We start from the raw sequence: 17,274 nt of genomic DNA on the forward strand, positions 1-17,274 counted from the left end.
AACCTGTACAGATACATATACTATCAGTGCAAAAGCTTATAAATTAATGGAAGGGGTTTTCTCGTGAGTTTATTTCATTGTGATTTTCTGAAAGACTTAATTGGATCTTTTGTGAGAGTAAACAGGGGTGGTCCAGAATCTCAAAAAGGAACAATAATATCAGTATGTCCGGACTACTTCGTATTGAAGAATGAAAAAGGTGAGCTTTATTACTATCAACTTAGCCATCTGAAAAGTATTACGAAAAATGCAAAAGACTGTGGATCAAGTGATTGTGATTGGGAAGATTGCGAATGTGCAGACGACTTTGAAGCACTACTTCTAAGCTTCAAATATTGCTGGGTGAAAATTAATCGCGGTGGTCCAGAGAAAGTGGAAGGCATTTTACAAGATGTTTCTTGTGACTTCGTTACATTAATTGTAAAAGAAGAAGTTATATTAATTGCAATAAAGCATATTAAAAGTGTTAACTATAATGCATTAGCATGCGGAGAGAGCGATGAGAGCGAAGATAGTAATAGTAAGGAAAGTAGTAGCGATAATTCAGGTCGAGCTCGCGCACAAAGACAGTCAAGTAGAGGAAGATAATAAGAAAGGAGGATACAAATTTGGAAAGTATATTATGCTGTGAGCAAATTAAATGCTTAGTCGGTGAGACTGTAAAAGTAAATCTTCGTGGACCAGAGAGTCGAGTGGGGGTACTTGTATCGTTAGGGAGAGATTACCTTACATTACAACTTCCTCTTGGTGAATTAGTATATTACCAATTGAAACATGTGAAGAGTCTAGCTAAGAAAGTGAAAGAAAGTAAATGTGGCGATTCCTATGTTTCATGTTTCTACTCTGATGATGATACTTTTGTCGATGTATTACGTGACTTGAAGTATAAGTGGGTAAAGATTAATCGTGGCGGTCCAGAATGTGTGGAAGGATTATTAAGTGAAGTGCATGAAGAATGTATTACACTAGTAAACTGCGATGAAGTCATTTATATCATTAATTATCATATTAAGAGTGTGAGTCAAGTAGTGAAATGTAAAAAGAATGAAGATGAATAATGTTTAATAAATAAGAGGGGCATTATGAGGGAAAGAGAAGAACAATTTCTTATTTCGATAGTATGAAAAGGAATTACTTACTATTAAGACAAAACATTGCCCTGATTATTTTTTTTGAAACGGAAGATAGGAAAGCTGATATTCATAGGAAGGAGGATATAGATGAATGAGTTGAATAAAAGTATTGGAGAAAATATATATGTTAAATTAATCGGTGAAAAAAGATTTAAAGGTGTATTAATTGATGTAGGAAATGATATCGTTGTTCTTTACAATGGACAAGATTACGTATATATATCTTTATATCATGTACAATACTATAAATTTTTAAGACCATATGACGAAGAAATATCAAAACCAGATGTTGATTCTGTAATTAAGAGGGAATCCCCTTCAATTTCTTTGAGAAAAGTATTAAGTACTTCTAAAGGTATTTTTACAGAAGTTTATGTAGCAGGAAATGCTCCAATACATGGTTATGTTACAAGTGTGATGAACGATTATATTGTTTTTTATAGTCCGGTTTATAAAACGGTATATATATCTTTAAAGCATTTAAAATGGTTAATTCCGTATAAAGAAAACCAAGTACCGTATGCCCTCAATAAAAATGAACTCCCCGTAAATCCGTTAAATATTACGTTAGCTAGAACGTTTGAAGAACAGCTTATTAAAATGACAGGGAAAATTATGGTGTTCGATTTAGGTGAGGAGTCCAATAAAATTGGAAAAATGGCGAAAATTGATGAAGGTCATATTGAAATATCAAAAGCACGTGATGCAAAAATGTATGTGAATATTCAACATGTAAAATCCGTCCATTGTCCGTAGATTAGTTGGAAGGGCTGGCTTTTTCTTTTATATGCAGAAGAAAAGGTCGAGCCTATTTATTTAGTTTAATTTGGATATGAGGGGAAAAATGAATTGAATATAAATATATTATAGTGTGATCTTTTAAAAATAATTTTGCACTACTTTATAAAGAAATATGTACGAGCTATCTTTTTATGTATTCAATTTATTTTTTGAGGAGGAGCTGCTCAACTAATTTATTAAAGGGGTTTTGTTTGTGGAGCAGTTTCCGAATTCGTTATCAATTACATTGCTTGGTAGTGCTGGTGGAGCAGCAAAAGCAGTTTTAGCAATTTTAAATCAAGCGATAGCAAATGAAAAAGATCCAATTTATGAAGTATTAAAGAATGCCAAATTTCATTTGGTGGATATAAAACAAAAAGATAGGACTTATTATGATGAGTTGTTTTCGAATTTGAAAGGTCGCTTATATTTATATGAAATAAACCTTCAAAATGTAGTGGAATTTAAACAACATTTAAAAGAAAAAAGAACGAGTGTTGTGATTGATGTTTCAGGAGCAGATACAATTAGAGTATTAAGCTGCTGTAATGAACTAGGAATTTGTTATATTAATTCAGCCTTGGAAAATGAGGCCGTAGATCAGGACGATAGCTTAATCGGCTTTCAGCTTACGGAAAGATATACAAGGTTTGAGAAGGAGAAAGAGAAATTTACAAATACAAAAGCGATTATAGGTTCAGGTATGAATCCAGGTGTTGTTCAATGGATGGTTGTTGAACTTATGAAGGAACGACCAAATGAAAGGCCAAGAGCATGTTATATTGTAGAACATGACACGTCGTTTTTGAATGATATAGCGCTTATAAAGCCACATACACTTTATGCTTCATGGGCAGTAGAGCGATTTTTAGATGAAGCAATCTGGAGTTATCCGATGTATATGAGTCAACATCGTCCTCTTTACTTTTATGAAGATGTATATGCTTCAGAGTATAAAGTGAAGTTGGGAGAAAAAGAATTCTATGGTTGTTTAATGCCACATGAGGAAGTATTAATTTTAGGGAAAAACTTTAATATGGAAGTTGGTTTTCTTTACCGAATTAATGAGTATACAACAAATATAATTAGACAGAATTTAGACCAAGTAGAAGATTTATGGAACTGGAATCGTAAAGTGTTTAATCCAGCGGAAGAAGAGGTTGCTGGAGAGGACTTGGTCGGTGTGTTACTCGTTTATGAAAATAGTGAGACATATATGTATAATGTGATGAATAGTAGCCAAGTTTTTCGTAAATATAAAACGAATGCAACGTATTTTCAGGTAGGGTGCGGGATTTATGCGGGCTTGTCCAGTTTACTTTTAGATCGATTTGAACAAGGTGCTTATTACGTCGAGGAGTTGTTATTAAATACAGAAAGTAAGTACGGTGAGTATTTAAATTTATATATGAAGGATTTTGTAATGGGGCATAATAATTTTACTGATGGATTGTTACATGACAGGGTAAGATGGGTGTAATTTGTTACCAAAAGGAAGGAGAGATCTCCTTCCTTTTAGTATTATAAGGTTAAATATTGCCCTGAAAGCAATTTCATACTTATACTTTAAGGAGATAACAATGAAAGTTTTTTGTATCGATCAAGGGGAGTTTTTATATGAACAAATACAAGAGCTTGATTTATGAAGAAAGAAGAGCCTTAAAGGTATTTATATTATTATTCTATATTATATTCTTTTTATATGACGCTATATATTATTTTGTGTATCCTGCTATGAATATTAGTGGAACAGCGGTAGGTTGGCCAGAAGGTAGTCTTGGGATAGGTGTGCCTATATTTGTAATAGCAATATTTCCTATTTCTATATACCTTCAAAAAAGAGGGTATGTATATTCTGTAAAATATTTATTTTTATTTGGGTACATGTTTATCAATCTTGTTAATAATTTAATGATTTATTTGCGAACGGATAGACCTTTTGAACATGGTAGTATGGTAGAAATGTTATTAATTTTATTTGCCCCAGTTTTCGTGAATAGAAAATACTTTTATTTAGTTTCCTTTAGTGTAATTGGAAAGTACGTATTTTTCACATTGCTATTACAAGATTTAAAAGTGGTAATTCCACTTGTTTTATGTGTATTCTATTTCATTATTTCACATTCTTTATTAAAACGATTTCAATCTTATGTAAGAACAGTGGTTGAAATGATGAACAATATGAAAGAGACGGAAAATTTAGCTGTGATTGGAACTATGTCTACAACAATTGCCCATGAAATTCGAAATCCGTTAACAGCGTTAAAAGGGTTTACGCAAATGCAAAAAGAAAGAAATCCAGCTGATACGATGAGCTACGACATTATGTTACAAGAAATTGAAAGGGTTAATGGATTTGTTAGTGAATTGATGTTGTTAGGAAAACCAAAGCCAACAAATTATGAAAGGTGTAATATACGAGACATCCTTCTATATGTTGTGCATCTAATGGAAAGTTATGCAATGCAATATAGAGTTAAATGTCATTTACAAGTAGATGGGAATTTACCGGCTATAAACGGTGATGATAAGCAATTAAAACAAGTGTTATTAAATATCATTAAAAATGGAATAGAATCAATGCCAGAGGGCGGAGAAATTCATATCCGTGCATATCAAAAAACGCAAGGACATTTGTGTATTTCTGTTGAAGACCAAGGATTTGGTATAGAGAATGAAAAGTTGGAAAAAATAGGCAAGGCATTTTACACAACAAAGGAGACTGGTACAGGACTTGGATTAATGATTACATATAAAATTATTAAGGAACATCAAGGGAGTATCACAATCCAAAGTAGTCTAGGAGTAGGAACGAAAGTAGAAATTTTTCTGCCGACCGTTTAATGTATTGGGAGAAAAGATTTTTCAGAAAAGTGTTCTTGTTGTGTAAATATAAACATTTTATAAAATGTTTCAAGAAGGGTTTTTTTTATAAAATACTTCGTTTATAATGGAGGAAAATATCGACATGAGATTGATTACTCATGTAACGGTTCAGTAGTGTTATGAAAAGATAAGAAGGGGTGCACGCGCATCCTTTTTTCTATGCAGATATTATGAAAGAGGTGGTATGATGGAATTAACATTAAATTCGACTGTATGTTTACACACGATTCAATTTCGAAAAGAGCAAAAGAATTATATTGTAAAAGATACAATTACAGGAGAAAAATATGAAATGCCGCCACTTTGGATTGATGCATTGGCAATGATGCGTGACGGTTTTTTATTGGGAGAAATTGAGGAGAAATTAAAAGAAGAGTATCCATCTGAAGAAGTGAATATGTTAGCATTCACGAGGCAACTGTTAGAACTAGAACTTGTTGAAATGGTAGATGGAGAAGAGATAGCTTGCACAAAGAAGAAAGAGATAGATTGTTTAGCTTGGGTGCGTCCCCGTGTGGAACAATTCTTTCTTAATTTAAATAGAAAATATAGAAGCAAAGACCAGTAGTGGCCTTTGCTTTTTTTAATCCCGCTATTTGCCGGGCAGTAAGACCCCCACCTCAAAATTCAGCGGAAGCAAAGAAGTTAGGTGTGGGATGAACAAAACCCCCACTGATTAAAGGTTCACTTTATAGGTTGTGTTTAAAATATAACAGCAAATGCTCTTGCGAAAGCACCGTCACTATTTTTAATTTTTAAAGGTGCGGCTGAGAAAAAGAAACGTTTTGTTTCGATAGCATCTAGATTTGTTAAGTTTTCAATTAAGTAAATATTATTTCCTAGTAATATGTGATGAATCGGTGATGTTTCTGTTGTGACTTCATCAGGAGAAATGAAATCTAAACCGATAGATTTTACTTTTAATTGAACTAATTCTTCAGCTAATTCTTCAGAAAGATAAAATGCTTCTTTCTCATAAGCTTCTGTATTCCATTTGGTGGATAGATTAGAATGAAAAATAACAATATCACCTTCTTTTATGTCAGTATTATGCAATACTGCCTTAGGTAATTTTCGCTCTTGAATATGTGTTACATCTATAAGAACAGCTTCACCTACAAATTGATCCAGCGGTAATTGATCGATGGTCGTTGCGCCTGAAATAAAATGCGCAGGAGCATCACAATGCGTGCCAACATGAACGACAGAATGAAAATCTGTAACTTGATAGCCTGATTCTTCAACACTTGTAACAGCTTCTAGTTGTATTTTAGGTGTTCCAGGAAATTGAGACATATTATTTTCAAATGTTTGCGATAAATCAATTACTTTCATTTTACATACCTCCAATATATATTTTTCAAATAATAAAAAGCTCACCCTTCAATATCAAGAAAGGTGAGCTTTACATGCTAGTTGAGTTTTATCTTCCAAAATGCAATGCATTTTGCAGGAATTAGCACCTATTCAGTTTGTATAAACTGAGGTTGCTGGGCTTCAAAGGGCCGGTCCCTCTGCCTCTCTTGATAAAGAAGTATTCAGTTTTTTTGAAAACGGAATTTTCCGATAGTTAAATTGTAATTCATTTCCTTTTTTCGTGCAATACAAAATAGGTATTCACCCAAATAAAGCTGCTCGCATATTGTAGGTTATGTAAATAGAATGCTGCGAAGGAGTGAGTGCAGTGACAGGAAATGTATTAAATTATTATGCTGGTGGTAATACAGCTAGGGGATTTCACAATTTATACGAAGAGAATTTAAAAGGATTAGACAGATTATTTATCTTAAAGGGTGGCCCAGGAACGGGAAAATCTTCTTTAATAAAGGCAATAGGTCGTGAATGGATTGAAAAAGGATATGATATTGAATTGTTACATTGTTCTTCTGATAATAAATCGGTTGATGGTGTAATTATCCCAAAATTAAAAGTAGGAATTGTTGATGGGACATCGCCGCATGTTATTGAGCCAAAAATGCCAGGAGTTGTTGAAGAGTATATAAATTTAGGAATTGCTTGGGACTCAGATAAACTAAGAAAGCAGAAGTTAGAAATTGAAAGATTTGTTTCAGAAGCAAGCAAAGCTTTTCAGTCTGCTTACGCACGTTTTAAAGAGGCATTGGTTATACATGATGAGTGGGAGAAGATATATATTGATAATATAGATTTTAATAAAGCAAATGAACTAACCAATCAGCTAATCCAGAAATTATTTGCAGATAAAAGCGGGAGACAATCGCTTGTAAAACATCGTTTTTTAGGAGCTGCTACACCGAAAGGAGCAGTTGATTTTGTTCCTAATTTAACAGAAGGGTTACCACATCGTTATTTTATAAAAGGGCGCCCAGGCTCTGGAAAATCAACGATGCTCAAAAAGTTAGCTAAGGCAGCTGAGGAAAAAGGGTTTGAAGTTGAAGTATATCATTGCGGATTTGACCCGAATAGTCTTGATATGGTTATCGTAAGAGAATTAGGATTTGCAATTTTTGATAGCACCGCACCACATGAATATTTTCCAAGTCGCGAGGGTGATGAAATTATTGATATGTATGCCCTTATTGTTACGCCAGGGACGGATGAGAAATATGCGAAGGAAATTCGTGATGTCTCCATTCAATATAAAGCAAAAATGAATGAGGCGATGTCTTTCTTAGCGAAAGCAAAATCGGTTCGTGATAAATTAGAACGAATTTATATTGCTGCTATGGATTTTTCAATAGTAGATGCATATAAAGAGGAGATTCAAAAAGAGTTTGAACGAATTGCTGCTACTGTAATTGAAAAGCAACAATAGACGTTTCATTAGGCTGTCAGTAATTTCTGACAGTTTTTTTAGTATGTAGTAAAATTAATAGTGTATTGTCGAATTTCCAAGGAAATAATCAAAAAATGGAGTTGTTATGAAATGAGAGAGAAAATCGAGTTGGAGTTAGAAAGAATTGAAAAAGAGAATGATGTGAAAATTTTATTTGCGGTGGAATCAGGGAGTCGTGCTTGGGGGTTTCCATCGAAAGATAGCGATTATGATGTTAGGTTTATTTATATACATCCAGTAGAATGGTATTTATCAATTCATGATAAACGAGATGTAATTGAATATCCAATTAGCGATGATTTAGATATAAGTGGTTGGGATATTAAAAAGGCATTGCAACTATTCGCGAAGTCGAATCCTGCTTTACTTGAGTGGATTCGATCACCAATTTTTTATTCGAAAAACTCTAATTTTCCAGAACTACTTCAACAGATGAGTGAGAAGAATTTTGATCCAAAAGCAACGATATATCATTATTTACATATGGCGTCGAAAAATTATCGTGAATTTTTGCAAGGTGAGAATGTAAAGCTGAAAAAGTACTTTTATGTATTACGTCCCATTTTAGCTTGTAAGTGGCTAGAAGAGAAAACGACTTTACCTCCTGTAGAATTTGACCGATTGATTACAGAATTATCATTAGAACGTAGTGTATTAGATGAAATTGAAAAGTTGTTAATAAAGAAAAAAGCAGGTACTGAATTAGATGTTGGATTGAAAATTAAGGTGCTAAATCAATTTTTAGAAGAACAAATTCATTACTATCAGGAATATGTAAAAGGAATTGAAAAGGGATCAGGAATCGATATTGAGAGTTTAAATACATTGTTTCGAGATATGTTGTTTGAAGCATATGAAAAAGAGCACAAGTAAGTTTGTGCCCTTTTTATTTTGTAGGAATGAAGAAAACAGATATAGCTGCGATAAGACCTGCAAAGGAGAATAAGTAAAAATTCCATGCTAAGTCATATTGCATTGTCATAATAATACCGACAAGAATTGGGCCAGCAATTGCACCAACTCGGCCAAGCCCCAGTCCCCAGCCTAAGGAGGTAGCTCGGATATGTGATGGGAAGTATTGTGTTACATATGCATTTAATATTTGAGTAATACCGACTGATCCAATACCAGCAAGGCCAATTAAAAGATAAATGATTGTAACAGATGGTTTGATTGTTAATAGTCCGATACATATAGCTGCCATAAGATAAGAGATGCTAATAACAATTTTTGCTCCTATACGATCAGCAATTGCTCCAGCGAATAATGCGCCGATAGCTGCGGTAATATTTAGCATAAGTAGAAATGACAGACTAGACCCAAGAGGATATCCTGCCTGGCGCATCATCTGTGGTAACCAAGTGTTTAAACCGTATATTAAAAACATTCCCATTATATAAGTAATCCAAAAAAGTAGCGTTGCTTTTATGTATTCTTTTGAGAATAACGTAGTAAATCCATTTTTCTTTTGTATAGTAGATGGAGCTTGATGAGTTTTATTTTTCACATGAAATTCAATTGGAAAACGATTAAGAATTTGGTTCACTTCTTCTTGGCGATTACGTGATAATAAAAATTGAATGGACTCAGGTAAATAGCGAATAATGAAAGGAATGAGGAGTAGTGGAATCATTCCGATACCAAACATAATTCTCCATCCGAAATCTTCTAACATAAATATAGACAAAATAGCACCTAACACGATACCTAAAGGATAGCCAGTAAACATAAGAGCATAAATAAAAGATTGCCTTTTTTGGGGTGAATATTCAACAGTAAGTGCTGAAGCTGTTGGGATAACACCGCCTAATCCGATTCCTCCTATAAATCGAGATAATCCAAATAACTCAGGAGAAGGAGCGATAGCCGCTAAACCCATTGTGATAGAAAAAAGTGCTAAACAGCATATAAGCGTCCATTTACGTCCAATTAGATCTGTAATCGTTCCAACTAGAATAGCCCCAATAAACATCCCAAATAAAGCATAGCTTGCAATTGTGCCAGCGTGCGATGGTGATAGCGCCCAGCTTTTGTCTTCTAGGAGCTTTGGTAGAACGGCACCGTAAATACCTAAATCATATCCATCAGCTAAAATGGCTAGCCAACAAATAAAAACAACAAGTTTTGTAATAGAGCTTGAAAAGATAGTTTCTGTAGATTCTAGATGAGGTGGAGCTGAAGGTTGCATAATATTCCCCCACTTTTTAATTTGTAGATGAATATATTATTTCATTTAATGTTAATATTTTCCTCCCTGTGTTGAAATTTATCTGAAAAGGTTTTATAACAAATAAAGAAGTTCAACAGTAATTATGTTGAACTTCTTTATTTGTTCACTCATTATCAACTCGTTTTAACGGTTGATCTGCTGGACCTTCAAGAACGTCTCCTTCAATTGAAAAACGAGAACCATGGCAAGGACAATCCCAGGTACAATCACCATTATTCCATTCAACTTCACAGCCGAGATGTGTACAAGTTGTATCGACGATATGTAATTTTCCTTCTTTGTCCTTATAAGCACCTGCTCGTTTACCGTTAACATGTACGACAGATCCTTCACCAACTTCGAGATCTTCTGGCTTACGTAATGCGGTTTCGATCTTTCCTTCAATTAAATGTTTCGCAACATCAATGTTCTGGGAGAGGAACGTTTTTATATCTGGATTTGCATGGAAGCGTGATGGTGCATACAGTTCTTTATAGGGACTGTGGACTTTTAGGATGGAGTCCTTCAGTAGCTGAGCGGCAGCAGTTCCAGTTGTCATTCCCCATTTGCGATATCCAGTTGCAACAAATATATTTGGATTTCTTTCGTTAATATGTCCGATATAAGGAAGCTTATCTAGAGTGATTAAATCTTGTGCTGACCATCTATAAGGAACCTCGTCTATTCCAAAAGTTGCTTCAGCAAAAGAATAGAGTGCTTCATAATGAAGCATCGTATTTATTCCTTGTCCTGTTTTATGACTTTCTCCGCCAATTAAAATTAATTTCTCTCCATTGTTTGTTATATAGCGTAAGGAGCGCTTTGGATCATCAATACTTAAATACATGCCACCTGGATAATCTGTTTTGGCTTTTATTGCAAGAGCGTAGGAGCGTTCTGCGTACATTCGCGTAAAGAAAAAGCTATTCGCATCATAAAAAGGAAAATGTGAACAAGAGACAACATATTCACAAGTGATATGATGGCCCTCTTTTGTAATTATTTGTGGATAATCTCCCTTTTCCACATCCATAGCTGTTGTTTGTTCGTAGACCTTTCCACCCATCTCCACAAACTTTTCTAAAAGTGTTTTTAAATAAAGAAGGGGATGGAATTGTGCTTGATTTTTCATGACAAGTGCAGATTGTACTGGAATAGGAATCGATAGAGATTGAACATAATCACAAGGTATATTTAATTTTTGATAAGCTTCATATTCTTTCGATAAATTTCTTAATCCGTTATCAGTAGTTGTATATAAATATGAATCTTCATTTGAGAAATTACAGTCGATTTTATATGTTTGAACAGTTTCGTTTATGAATTGTAGAGCCTGATTATTTGATTCATAGTAAAGCCCGGCCTTTTCTACACCGAAGTGATTTATTAATTCATCATAAATAAGATCATGTTGTGCTGTTACTTTCGCTGTTGTATGCCCAGTCGTCCCGTTTAAAATACGACCAGAATCAATTAAAACAACATCGATGCCTTCTTTTGCAAGTAAATAGGCAGTAGTAATACCTGTAATACCAGCACCGATAATAGCAACTTTCGCCTTTATATTTTCGGATAAACGAGGGAAAGTAGGAAACTGAGTAGATTCAATCCAATAAGATAGCGGCAGTTGTGGAAATGTATCACTTGTCATTGCTGAAACCTCCTGATTTTAGAACAATTTTCCTTTTAATATTTCCATATTATATGAAATTCATGTGTGTTGTTTTAGAAGAAGTCTATTTTTATTAAAAGAGGTTATAAATTATTTTGATATAATTAATTAGGTGGGGCATTATGAAGAAGTAGGATTTATATAAAACTAAATTCAAGTGATTCTGTTTGTTGATTACATAGAGATTTATTGAATGAGATAGGGTCTATGGCGTTTAAGAAAATGTCTATAGATAGTGGATAAATCCTTATGTAATATATACATTTTCTTTAGTGAAATAAAGTATGATTATAAAAATATAACCAACTTTTATTACTAGGTCATAAAAGTTGTTGACAATATAGAAATTCTATTGTTATGATTCATCATGTGGAAAGGTTGATAGAGAGTAAAAAGAGAAATGTTTTTCATTGATAATAAAAGCGAAAAATAAGTGACGATAGAGTGAGTATATTTTCCTTATAATACATGCTTTTTGGATCATTTAGTAAAATCAATCTGGAAGCAAGAATTGATATATGTAAGTTGCGCAAGGCGCGGCATAAGAAAGGGGCAAAAGGATGAAGGAGCTTCATACATTTGGGTGGTATGCAGCACGTGTATCACCACATTTGCCGAAAAAAGCATTTAAACCAGTGCCTACTCGTTTATTTGGTGGATTGGCTTATTTGCTTGTGGCATTGTCGGGATTAATATCGATTGGTGTATTTGAATTGAATGTGTGGGCGAATCTAGGAATTGCGATTGTTCTTGGATTATGTTTTGCTTCACTAGGATTTTTAGGGCATGAAATTTTACATGGAACTGTTGTAAGAAAGGCATGGCTTCGTGACTTCTTAGGAGCGATTGCATTTATGCCATTATCAACAGGGCCAAAGCTTTGGAGAAAGTGGCATAATGCAACGCATCATGTTCATACACAGCATGAAGAGAATGATCCGGATGCATGGCCGACACTTGAGAAACTTAAGAAGAGTAAGTTTTTGAGTTGGGTATATCGTATGCCTCTACATGTACGTTCATTCTTTAGTTTTCTGTCACTAACAATTCAATTTACATTGCATTCGACTCGAATGTTCTTTCATTTTATAAAAGAGTTCAAGTCATCCAATCAAAAATCTGTATGGCTTCAACTTCTTTTGCCTTGGACAGTTTGGATTAGTTTATTGTTTATTATGGGACCTGGAAAATGGTTATTTGCATATGTCATTCCGTTGTTAATTGCTAACTTTATTGTAATGGCATATATCGCAACAAATCACCGCTTAAATCCAATTGTTCCAGTAAATGATCCGTTAGCAAACTGCTTATCAGTAACAGTGCCGCGCTGGGTAGACGTTTTGCATTTCAATTTCTCATATCATACAGAACATCATCTGTTCCCTGCTATGAGCTCTAAATACTATCCGTTAGTAAAAGAGAAGATTAAAGAAATGTGGCCGGAACGTTATCACGAAATGCCGATGACAAAAGCATTGGCAGCACTTTGGAATACACCACGTGTGTATTATCACGGAAGTGAATTAGTTGATCCGCATAGAGAGCATTTCTACGGTTCTTTAGGAAATGGCTTAGACCCTCATAATATTTCATATCGTGAGGAACATATAGAAGAAAAAGAGAGTATTAAAAAAATAAATCAGTAAAAATTAATATATTTTTGCAGTGAAAAAGCAAGCCATCTCAGGCTTGCTTTTTCTTATAAAGAAACTTCCTTTTTGTTCTTTTTATTGACTTGGAAGGAGTTAGTTTCTTTTCGTTGTAATCGTTTTTCTAAAAGATTAACAAAATAAGTAAATAGAAGAACAAGTACGAGATAGTATGCACCAACGATTATGTAAGTATCTAATTGTTGGAAGTTACCTGCTGCAATTGATAAACCCGATCCCCATAATTCGGACATTCCTACATAAGCAACAAGTGAAGAATCTTTTAATCCGATAATAAATTGGTTTCCTAGAGGAGGAAGAGACAGACGAAATGCTTGTGGTAATATAATTCGTCGCATAGCTAAAGGATAAGGCATGCCTAAAGAGCGAGCTGCTTCTAATTGTCCTCGGTCAACGGATTGAATAGATCCACGGAAAATTTCCGTAATATATGCACCGTTATGAATTGCTAAAGCGATTGCTCCTGCCCAAAAAGGGGTGAAAACAACAACAGATGTAATTCCAAAATAGAGAATGGCAATTTGAACAATTAAAGGTGTACCACGAATAATAGCAATGTAGACATGAGCGATACTATTTAAAACTTTATTGTTAGAGATTCGAAAGAAAGCGAATAATAATCCAATTAATGAACCGAGTACTAGGGAAGTTAATGTTAATTGTAATGTGACAATAGTAGCTTTTAAGAGTGTGGGATAGGAAGAGATAAAAATTTCAAACATGCGTTTCACCTCATATTGTATAGATTTTAGTAGAGAATGAAATGCCCCACATAAAATGAACACTTAATCAGTGGGGCACTGTTTATGAATCTTTTGAATGGCTAACTTACTTACTTCGTTTTTTCCTCTTCACCAAGAATATTACGTCCGAACCATTTTTTACTGATCTTATCATACGTACCATCTTTAATGATTTCATCTAACGCTTTATTTACTTTCTCAACCATTTCTTTATTATCTTTGCGAATAGCAATTCCCATTTCATCAAGATTTAATGGTTTTCCGGCTTCTTTTATATTCGATTTTCCTTCTTTTATCATACGTAGACCAACCATTTGATCCGTAATTACTGCGTCAACACGCCCAGGCTCTAAATCCATAAGAGCAGTAATATCACTGTCATATTCTGTGATTTGATCTGTATATTTTGCAACAAGATTTTTAAAGGTACTAGCTTTTACAACACCAATTTTCTTACCTTTTAAATCTTCTGGAGAAGAGATAGCGGTATTCTTTTTAGCTACAAAAATTTGGGCGCCAGAGCGATAGTACGGATTTGAGAAACTAACAGCTTTTAAGCGCTCCTCTGTAATTGCCATACTACCCAGTATTACATCATATTTCTTCGCTTGAAGACCTTGAATTAGCGTTTCCCATGGGTTTGTAACTGGCGTAGCCTTCATGTTCATCTTTTTAGCAAGAGCTTCACCGATTTCTACATCAAAACCGACAAGTTTGCCGTCATTTTCTTTATAGTTAAAAGGTTTGTATAATCCACTCATCGCATAGCGAAATTCTTTTTCACCATTTGATGAAGTAGTAGAACTTTCTTTGCTACAAGCTCCTAGTATGAAAGATGTACATAGTGTAATGCTCGCAACAATGGTTAATAGTTTTCTTTTCATAAAACCCCTCCTATATATTGATCATACGGATGTTTTTCAGTATGTTATTGAAATATTTTATTTGGATGATTAGTTGTGCACCGTATGAATGTATTCCTTTTCGTTTGAAACAGAAGTTACATTATAAAACGTTACGTAAAAATTGTTTTGCTCGTTCATGTGATGGAGCTGAAAAGAATTGTGCTGGCGGAGCATCTTCTACAATCTTTCCATCGTCCATAAAGATGACGCGATCAGCTACATCTTTTGCGAAATTCATTTCATGAGTAACAATAACCATTGTCATCCCTTCTTCAGCAAGTTCTTTCATAACTTGCAATACTTCTCCAACAAGTTCAGGGTCTAAAGCTGAGGTAGGCTCATCAAATAGCATAATCTTAGGGCTCATTGCAAGAGCTCGTGCAATGGCAATGCGCTGTTTTTGACCACCTGAAAGAAGATGAGGAGTTACATCCGCTTTATCTTGAAGGCCGACTTTTTGGAGAAGTTGATTTCCAATATCCTGTGCATTTGCTTTCTCTAATTTTTTTACATGAATAGGTGCTTCTATGATGTTTTCTAGTGAGGTCATATGAGGAAAGAGGTTAAAGTGCTGAAAAACCATACCGACATTTTCACGGACTTTATTTAAATTTGAATGCTTTGGATCAATTCGCTCACCTTGTAAGTGAATTTCGCCTTCATCGTACATTTCTAAAAAGTTAAGACAGCGAAGTAATGTACTTTTACCAGAACCACTGGCACCAATTAAAACAACAACTTCTTTTTCTTTTACTTCTAAATCAATTCCTTTTAACACATCAAGTGAACCGAATGATTTTACTAGATTTCGAACTTGAATCATACAAAACCCCCAGTTAAAAATATATTTTACAAATGTTGCCCCGTATTTCTGTTATTAGTCATAAATTGTCAGAATCCTTTATTTTTTCGTGCAATTTGATATTCAAAGAAATAATGATTTTTAAAATCTCTATATCCTTCTATAATGAAAATATGGATAATAATATATAGGTAGTATTTATATTGCTTATAAAAAGGGGGAAAGGGAAGATGGAAAAAGAAAGAAAAACATTTTCTTTTGGATTACGTACACAACTTATGCTATTCACTACAGTTTTAGCTTTTATTACATATTCAACAAGTATATTTTTTATTTACGTGATATACGATTATTTTCAAAGTTATGTAAGTCAAACTGTATATAATATTATCGTTATGTTATTAGGGGTAGTATGGTCTGGAATTTTAGCATATGGAGCAGCCGTATTTTTAATTAAACCACTTCGCAAGTTAGAGGAAGCGGCAAGAAAAGCAGCTGAGGGTGATATTCGTGAAGATGTTCCATTACCGAAGGCAGATGATGAAATTAAATCTTTAAGTGTTGCATTTAATATGATGTTAGGAAACTTAAGGGGCATGGTAAAAAATATTGATACAACATTTTCTTATACAAACAATCAAGTACAGCAGATTAGAAAACAAACAGGAGAAGCAACGAGACAAGCGCAAGGTGTATCTGAGACTCTTGCAGAGATTTCTTCAGGCGCTGAGCAATCAGCAGCATCAATTCAAGCAATTGTTTCTGCTGTTGATACAACGACGTCTATTGCAAGTGAAGTAGAAGAAAAAGCGAAGCAGTCTGATACGTTGTCTTCAGAAATGGTTCAAGCTTTAGGGCATAGTACTCGTGTCTTTACGTCTTTAATTCAAGGTATTCAAACATTGGCAAAAGAAAATGAAGATTCAATGCAAAATGTACAGAAGTTAGAAGAACGAATGAAACAAGTAGAACATATTGTGTCTGTTGTGAGTGCGATTGCTAGCCAAACGAATTTATTAGCACTAAATGCTTCTATTGAGGCAGCTCGCGCAGGAGAGCATGGAAGAGGTTTTGCGGTTGTTGCGGAAGAAGTACGTAAACTTGCTGATGAAAGTGATCATTCTGCAAGAAACATATCTCAGTTATTACGGAATATGCAAGATGAAGTACAACAAGTTGCAATGAAAATGACAGAACAAGTGAAAATAGCTAAAGAAGAGGCGAAACGTGGGGAAGCTACGGAATTAATTTTAAAAGAAATGTCATCAAGTGTTATGGAAGTAGCCGATGCAACTCAGCAAATTAGTAGTTATATGAATGAACAAGTGAGCCACATTCATCAAACAGGAGCACAAACAAAAGCTGTAGCAGCAATTGCTGAAGAAACGTCAGCTGGTTCGCAAGAAGTGGCGCGTGTGACGCTACAACAGTCTAAAAATATGATAGTAATCGATCAATTATTAAAAGATTTAGAGAAGCAAGCAACTGATTTGAAACAAACAATTGAACGATTTTCAATGTAAAAGGAAGAACAGAATGCTGTTCTTCTCTTTTTTATTTAGTTTGATTTAATATTTACAGTTAAACTATGAACGTTTCCGCAACATTCTTTTCTCTCCCTTTCGGATGAAAATTATAGCGAGCTATAATATTAAAAGG

General features: G+C 34.2%; 15 protein-coding genes, 2 pseudogenes and 1 riboswitch. Of the genes and pseudogenes, 11 read left to right on the top strand and 6 right to left on the bottom strand.

Annotated elements, in window-relative coordinates; genetic code table 11:
* The first annotated feature begins 63 nt into the window (after nucleotides 1-63).
* From BCG9842_RS01895 to BCG9842_RS01920, 6 genes are all read left to right on the top strand, one after another.
* The gene (locus BCG9842_RS01895) at nucleotides 64-588 is read left to right on the top strand and encodes a hypothetical protein (RefSeq protein ID WP_000051518.1); all 525 of its coding nucleotides are present in this window, start codon (nucleotides 64-66) and stop codon (nucleotides 586-588) included.
* A gap of 20 nt (nucleotides 589-608) precedes the next feature.
* Nucleotides 609-1,058: a hypothetical protein gene (locus BCG9842_RS01900; RefSeq protein ID WP_000443834.1), complete on the top strand. Its 450-nt coding sequence runs from the start codon at nucleotides 609-611 to the stop codon at nucleotides 1,056-1,058.
* 162 nt (nucleotides 1,059-1,220) lie between these two features.
* On the top strand, nucleotides 1,221-1,889 hold the full coding sequence (locus BCG9842_RS01905) for a hypothetical protein (RefSeq protein ID WP_001004281.1): 669 nt from the start codon (nucleotides 1,221-1,223) through the stop codon (nucleotides 1,887-1,889).
* Between the two features lie 238 nt (nucleotides 1,890-2,127).
* Nucleotides 2,128-3,393 carry a hypothetical protein gene (locus BCG9842_RS01910; protein ID WP_000434723.1) on the top strand — a complete coding sequence of 422 codons (1,266 nt, stop codon included), beginning with the start codon at nucleotides 2,128-2,130 and terminating at the stop codon, nucleotides 3,391-3,393.
* A 137-nt stretch (nucleotides 3,394-3,530) separates the two neighbouring features.
* Complete coding sequence (locus BCG9842_RS01915; RefSeq protein ID WP_001046097.1) at nucleotides 3,531-4,757, top strand: ATP-binding protein; 1,227 nt, start codon at nucleotides 3,531-3,533, stop codon at nucleotides 4,755-4,757.
* A gap of 229 nt (nucleotides 4,758-4,986) precedes the next feature.
* Nucleotides 4,987-5,367 carry a hypothetical protein gene (locus BCG9842_RS01920; protein ID WP_000424116.1) on the top strand — a complete coding sequence of 127 codons (381 nt, stop codon included), beginning with the start codon at nucleotides 4,987-4,989 and terminating at the stop codon, nucleotides 5,365-5,367.
* 134 nt (nucleotides 5,368-5,501) lie between these two features.
* Here BCG9842_RS01920 and BCG9842_RS01925 read toward each other — a convergent pair whose 3' ends face one another.
* Nucleotides 5,502-6,134: a cyclase family protein gene (locus BCG9842_RS01925; protein WP_000862976.1), complete on the bottom strand. Its 633-nt coding sequence runs from the start codon at nucleotides 6,132-6,134 to the stop codon at nucleotides 5,502-5,504.
* Nucleotides 6,135-6,219: 85 nt separating this feature from the next.
* A riboswitch (SAM riboswitch) is annotated at nucleotides 6,220-6,332 on the bottom strand.
* Between the two features lie 151 nt (nucleotides 6,333-6,483).
* Here BCG9842_RS01925 and BCG9842_RS01930 point away from each other — a divergent pair.
* Together BCG9842_RS01930 and BCG9842_RS01935 are read left to right on the top strand one after the other, a co-directional pair.
* The gene (locus tag BCG9842_RS01930) at nucleotides 6,484-7,593 is read left to right on the top strand and encodes a PRK06851 family protein (RefSeq protein WP_000147466.1); all 1,110 of its coding nucleotides are present in this window, start codon (nucleotides 6,484-6,486) and stop codon (nucleotides 7,591-7,593) included.
* A 111-nt stretch (nucleotides 7,594-7,704) separates the two neighbouring features.
* The gene (locus tag BCG9842_RS01935; RefSeq protein ID WP_001208229.1) at nucleotides 7,705-8,487 is read left to right on the top strand and encodes a nucleotidyltransferase domain-containing protein; all 783 of its coding nucleotides are present in this window, start codon (nucleotides 7,705-7,707) and stop codon (nucleotides 8,485-8,487) included.
* Between the two features lie 13 nt (nucleotides 8,488-8,500).
* Here BCG9842_RS01935 and BCG9842_RS01940 read toward each other — a convergent pair whose 3' ends face one another.
* Both BCG9842_RS01940 and BCG9842_RS01945 read right to left on the bottom strand, forming a co-directional pair.
* The gene (locus BCG9842_RS01940) at nucleotides 8,501-9,802 is read right to left on the bottom strand and encodes an MFS transporter (RefSeq protein WP_001183100.1); all 1,302 of its coding nucleotides are present in this window, start codon (nucleotides 9,800-9,802) and stop codon (nucleotides 8,501-8,503) included.
* A gap of 145 nt (nucleotides 9,803-9,947) precedes the next feature.
* Nucleotides 9,948-11,474: an FAD-dependent oxidoreductase gene (locus BCG9842_RS01945; protein ID WP_000199973.1), complete on the bottom strand. Its 1,527-nt coding sequence runs from the start codon at nucleotides 11,472-11,474 to the stop codon at nucleotides 9,948-9,950.
* Between the two features lie 581 nt (nucleotides 11,475-12,055).
* Here BCG9842_RS01945 and BCG9842_RS01950 point away from each other — a divergent pair.
* Nucleotides 12,056-13,141, top strand: coding sequence for a fatty acid desaturase family protein (locus BCG9842_RS01950; protein WP_000661228.1), 1,086 nt, complete (start codon nucleotides 12,056-12,058; stop codon nucleotides 13,139-13,141).
* Nucleotides 13,142-13,194: 53 nt separating this feature from the next.
* Here the strand turns inward: BCG9842_RS01950 and BCG9842_RS01955 are convergent, their stop codons facing one another.
* From BCG9842_RS01955 to BCG9842_RS01965, 3 genes are all read right to left on the bottom strand, one after another.
* Complete coding sequence (locus BCG9842_RS01955) at nucleotides 13,195-13,950, bottom strand: amino acid ABC transporter permease (protein ID WP_003255986.1); 756 nt, start codon at nucleotides 13,948-13,950, stop codon at nucleotides 13,195-13,197.
* A gap of 47 nt (nucleotides 13,951-13,997) precedes the next feature.
* Nucleotides 13,998-14,792, bottom strand: a complete 795-nt coding sequence (locus BCG9842_RS01960) for an ABC transporter substrate-binding protein (RefSeq protein ID WP_000823756.1) — start codon at nucleotides 14,790-14,792, stop codon at nucleotides 13,998-14,000.
* 121 nt (nucleotides 14,793-14,913) lie between these two features.
* Nucleotides 14,914-15,636, bottom strand: coding sequence for an amino acid ABC transporter ATP-binding protein (locus BCG9842_RS01965; protein WP_000616926.1), 723 nt, complete (start codon nucleotides 15,634-15,636; stop codon nucleotides 14,914-14,916).
* Between the two features lie 374 nt (nucleotides 15,637-16,010).
* Between BCG9842_RS01965 and BCG9842_RS31970 the strand changes: the two are divergent.
* A pseudogene (locus BCG9842_RS31970) lies at nucleotides 16,011-16,196 on the top strand (HAMP domain-containing protein); the annotation flags it as partial.
* A 369-nt stretch (nucleotides 16,197-16,565) separates the two neighbouring features.
* Nucleotides 16,566-17,138 (top strand): annotated as a pseudogene (locus BCG9842_RS31975) (methyl-accepting chemotaxis protein); the annotation flags it as partial.
* Nucleotides 17,139-17,274 lie beyond the last annotated feature (136 nt).

It is taken from the genome of Bacillus cereus G9842, assembly GCF_000021305.1.
GTDB classification, from domain to species: domain Bacteria; phylum Bacillota; class Bacilli; order Bacillales; family Bacillaceae_G; genus Bacillus_A; species Bacillus_A thuringiensis_S.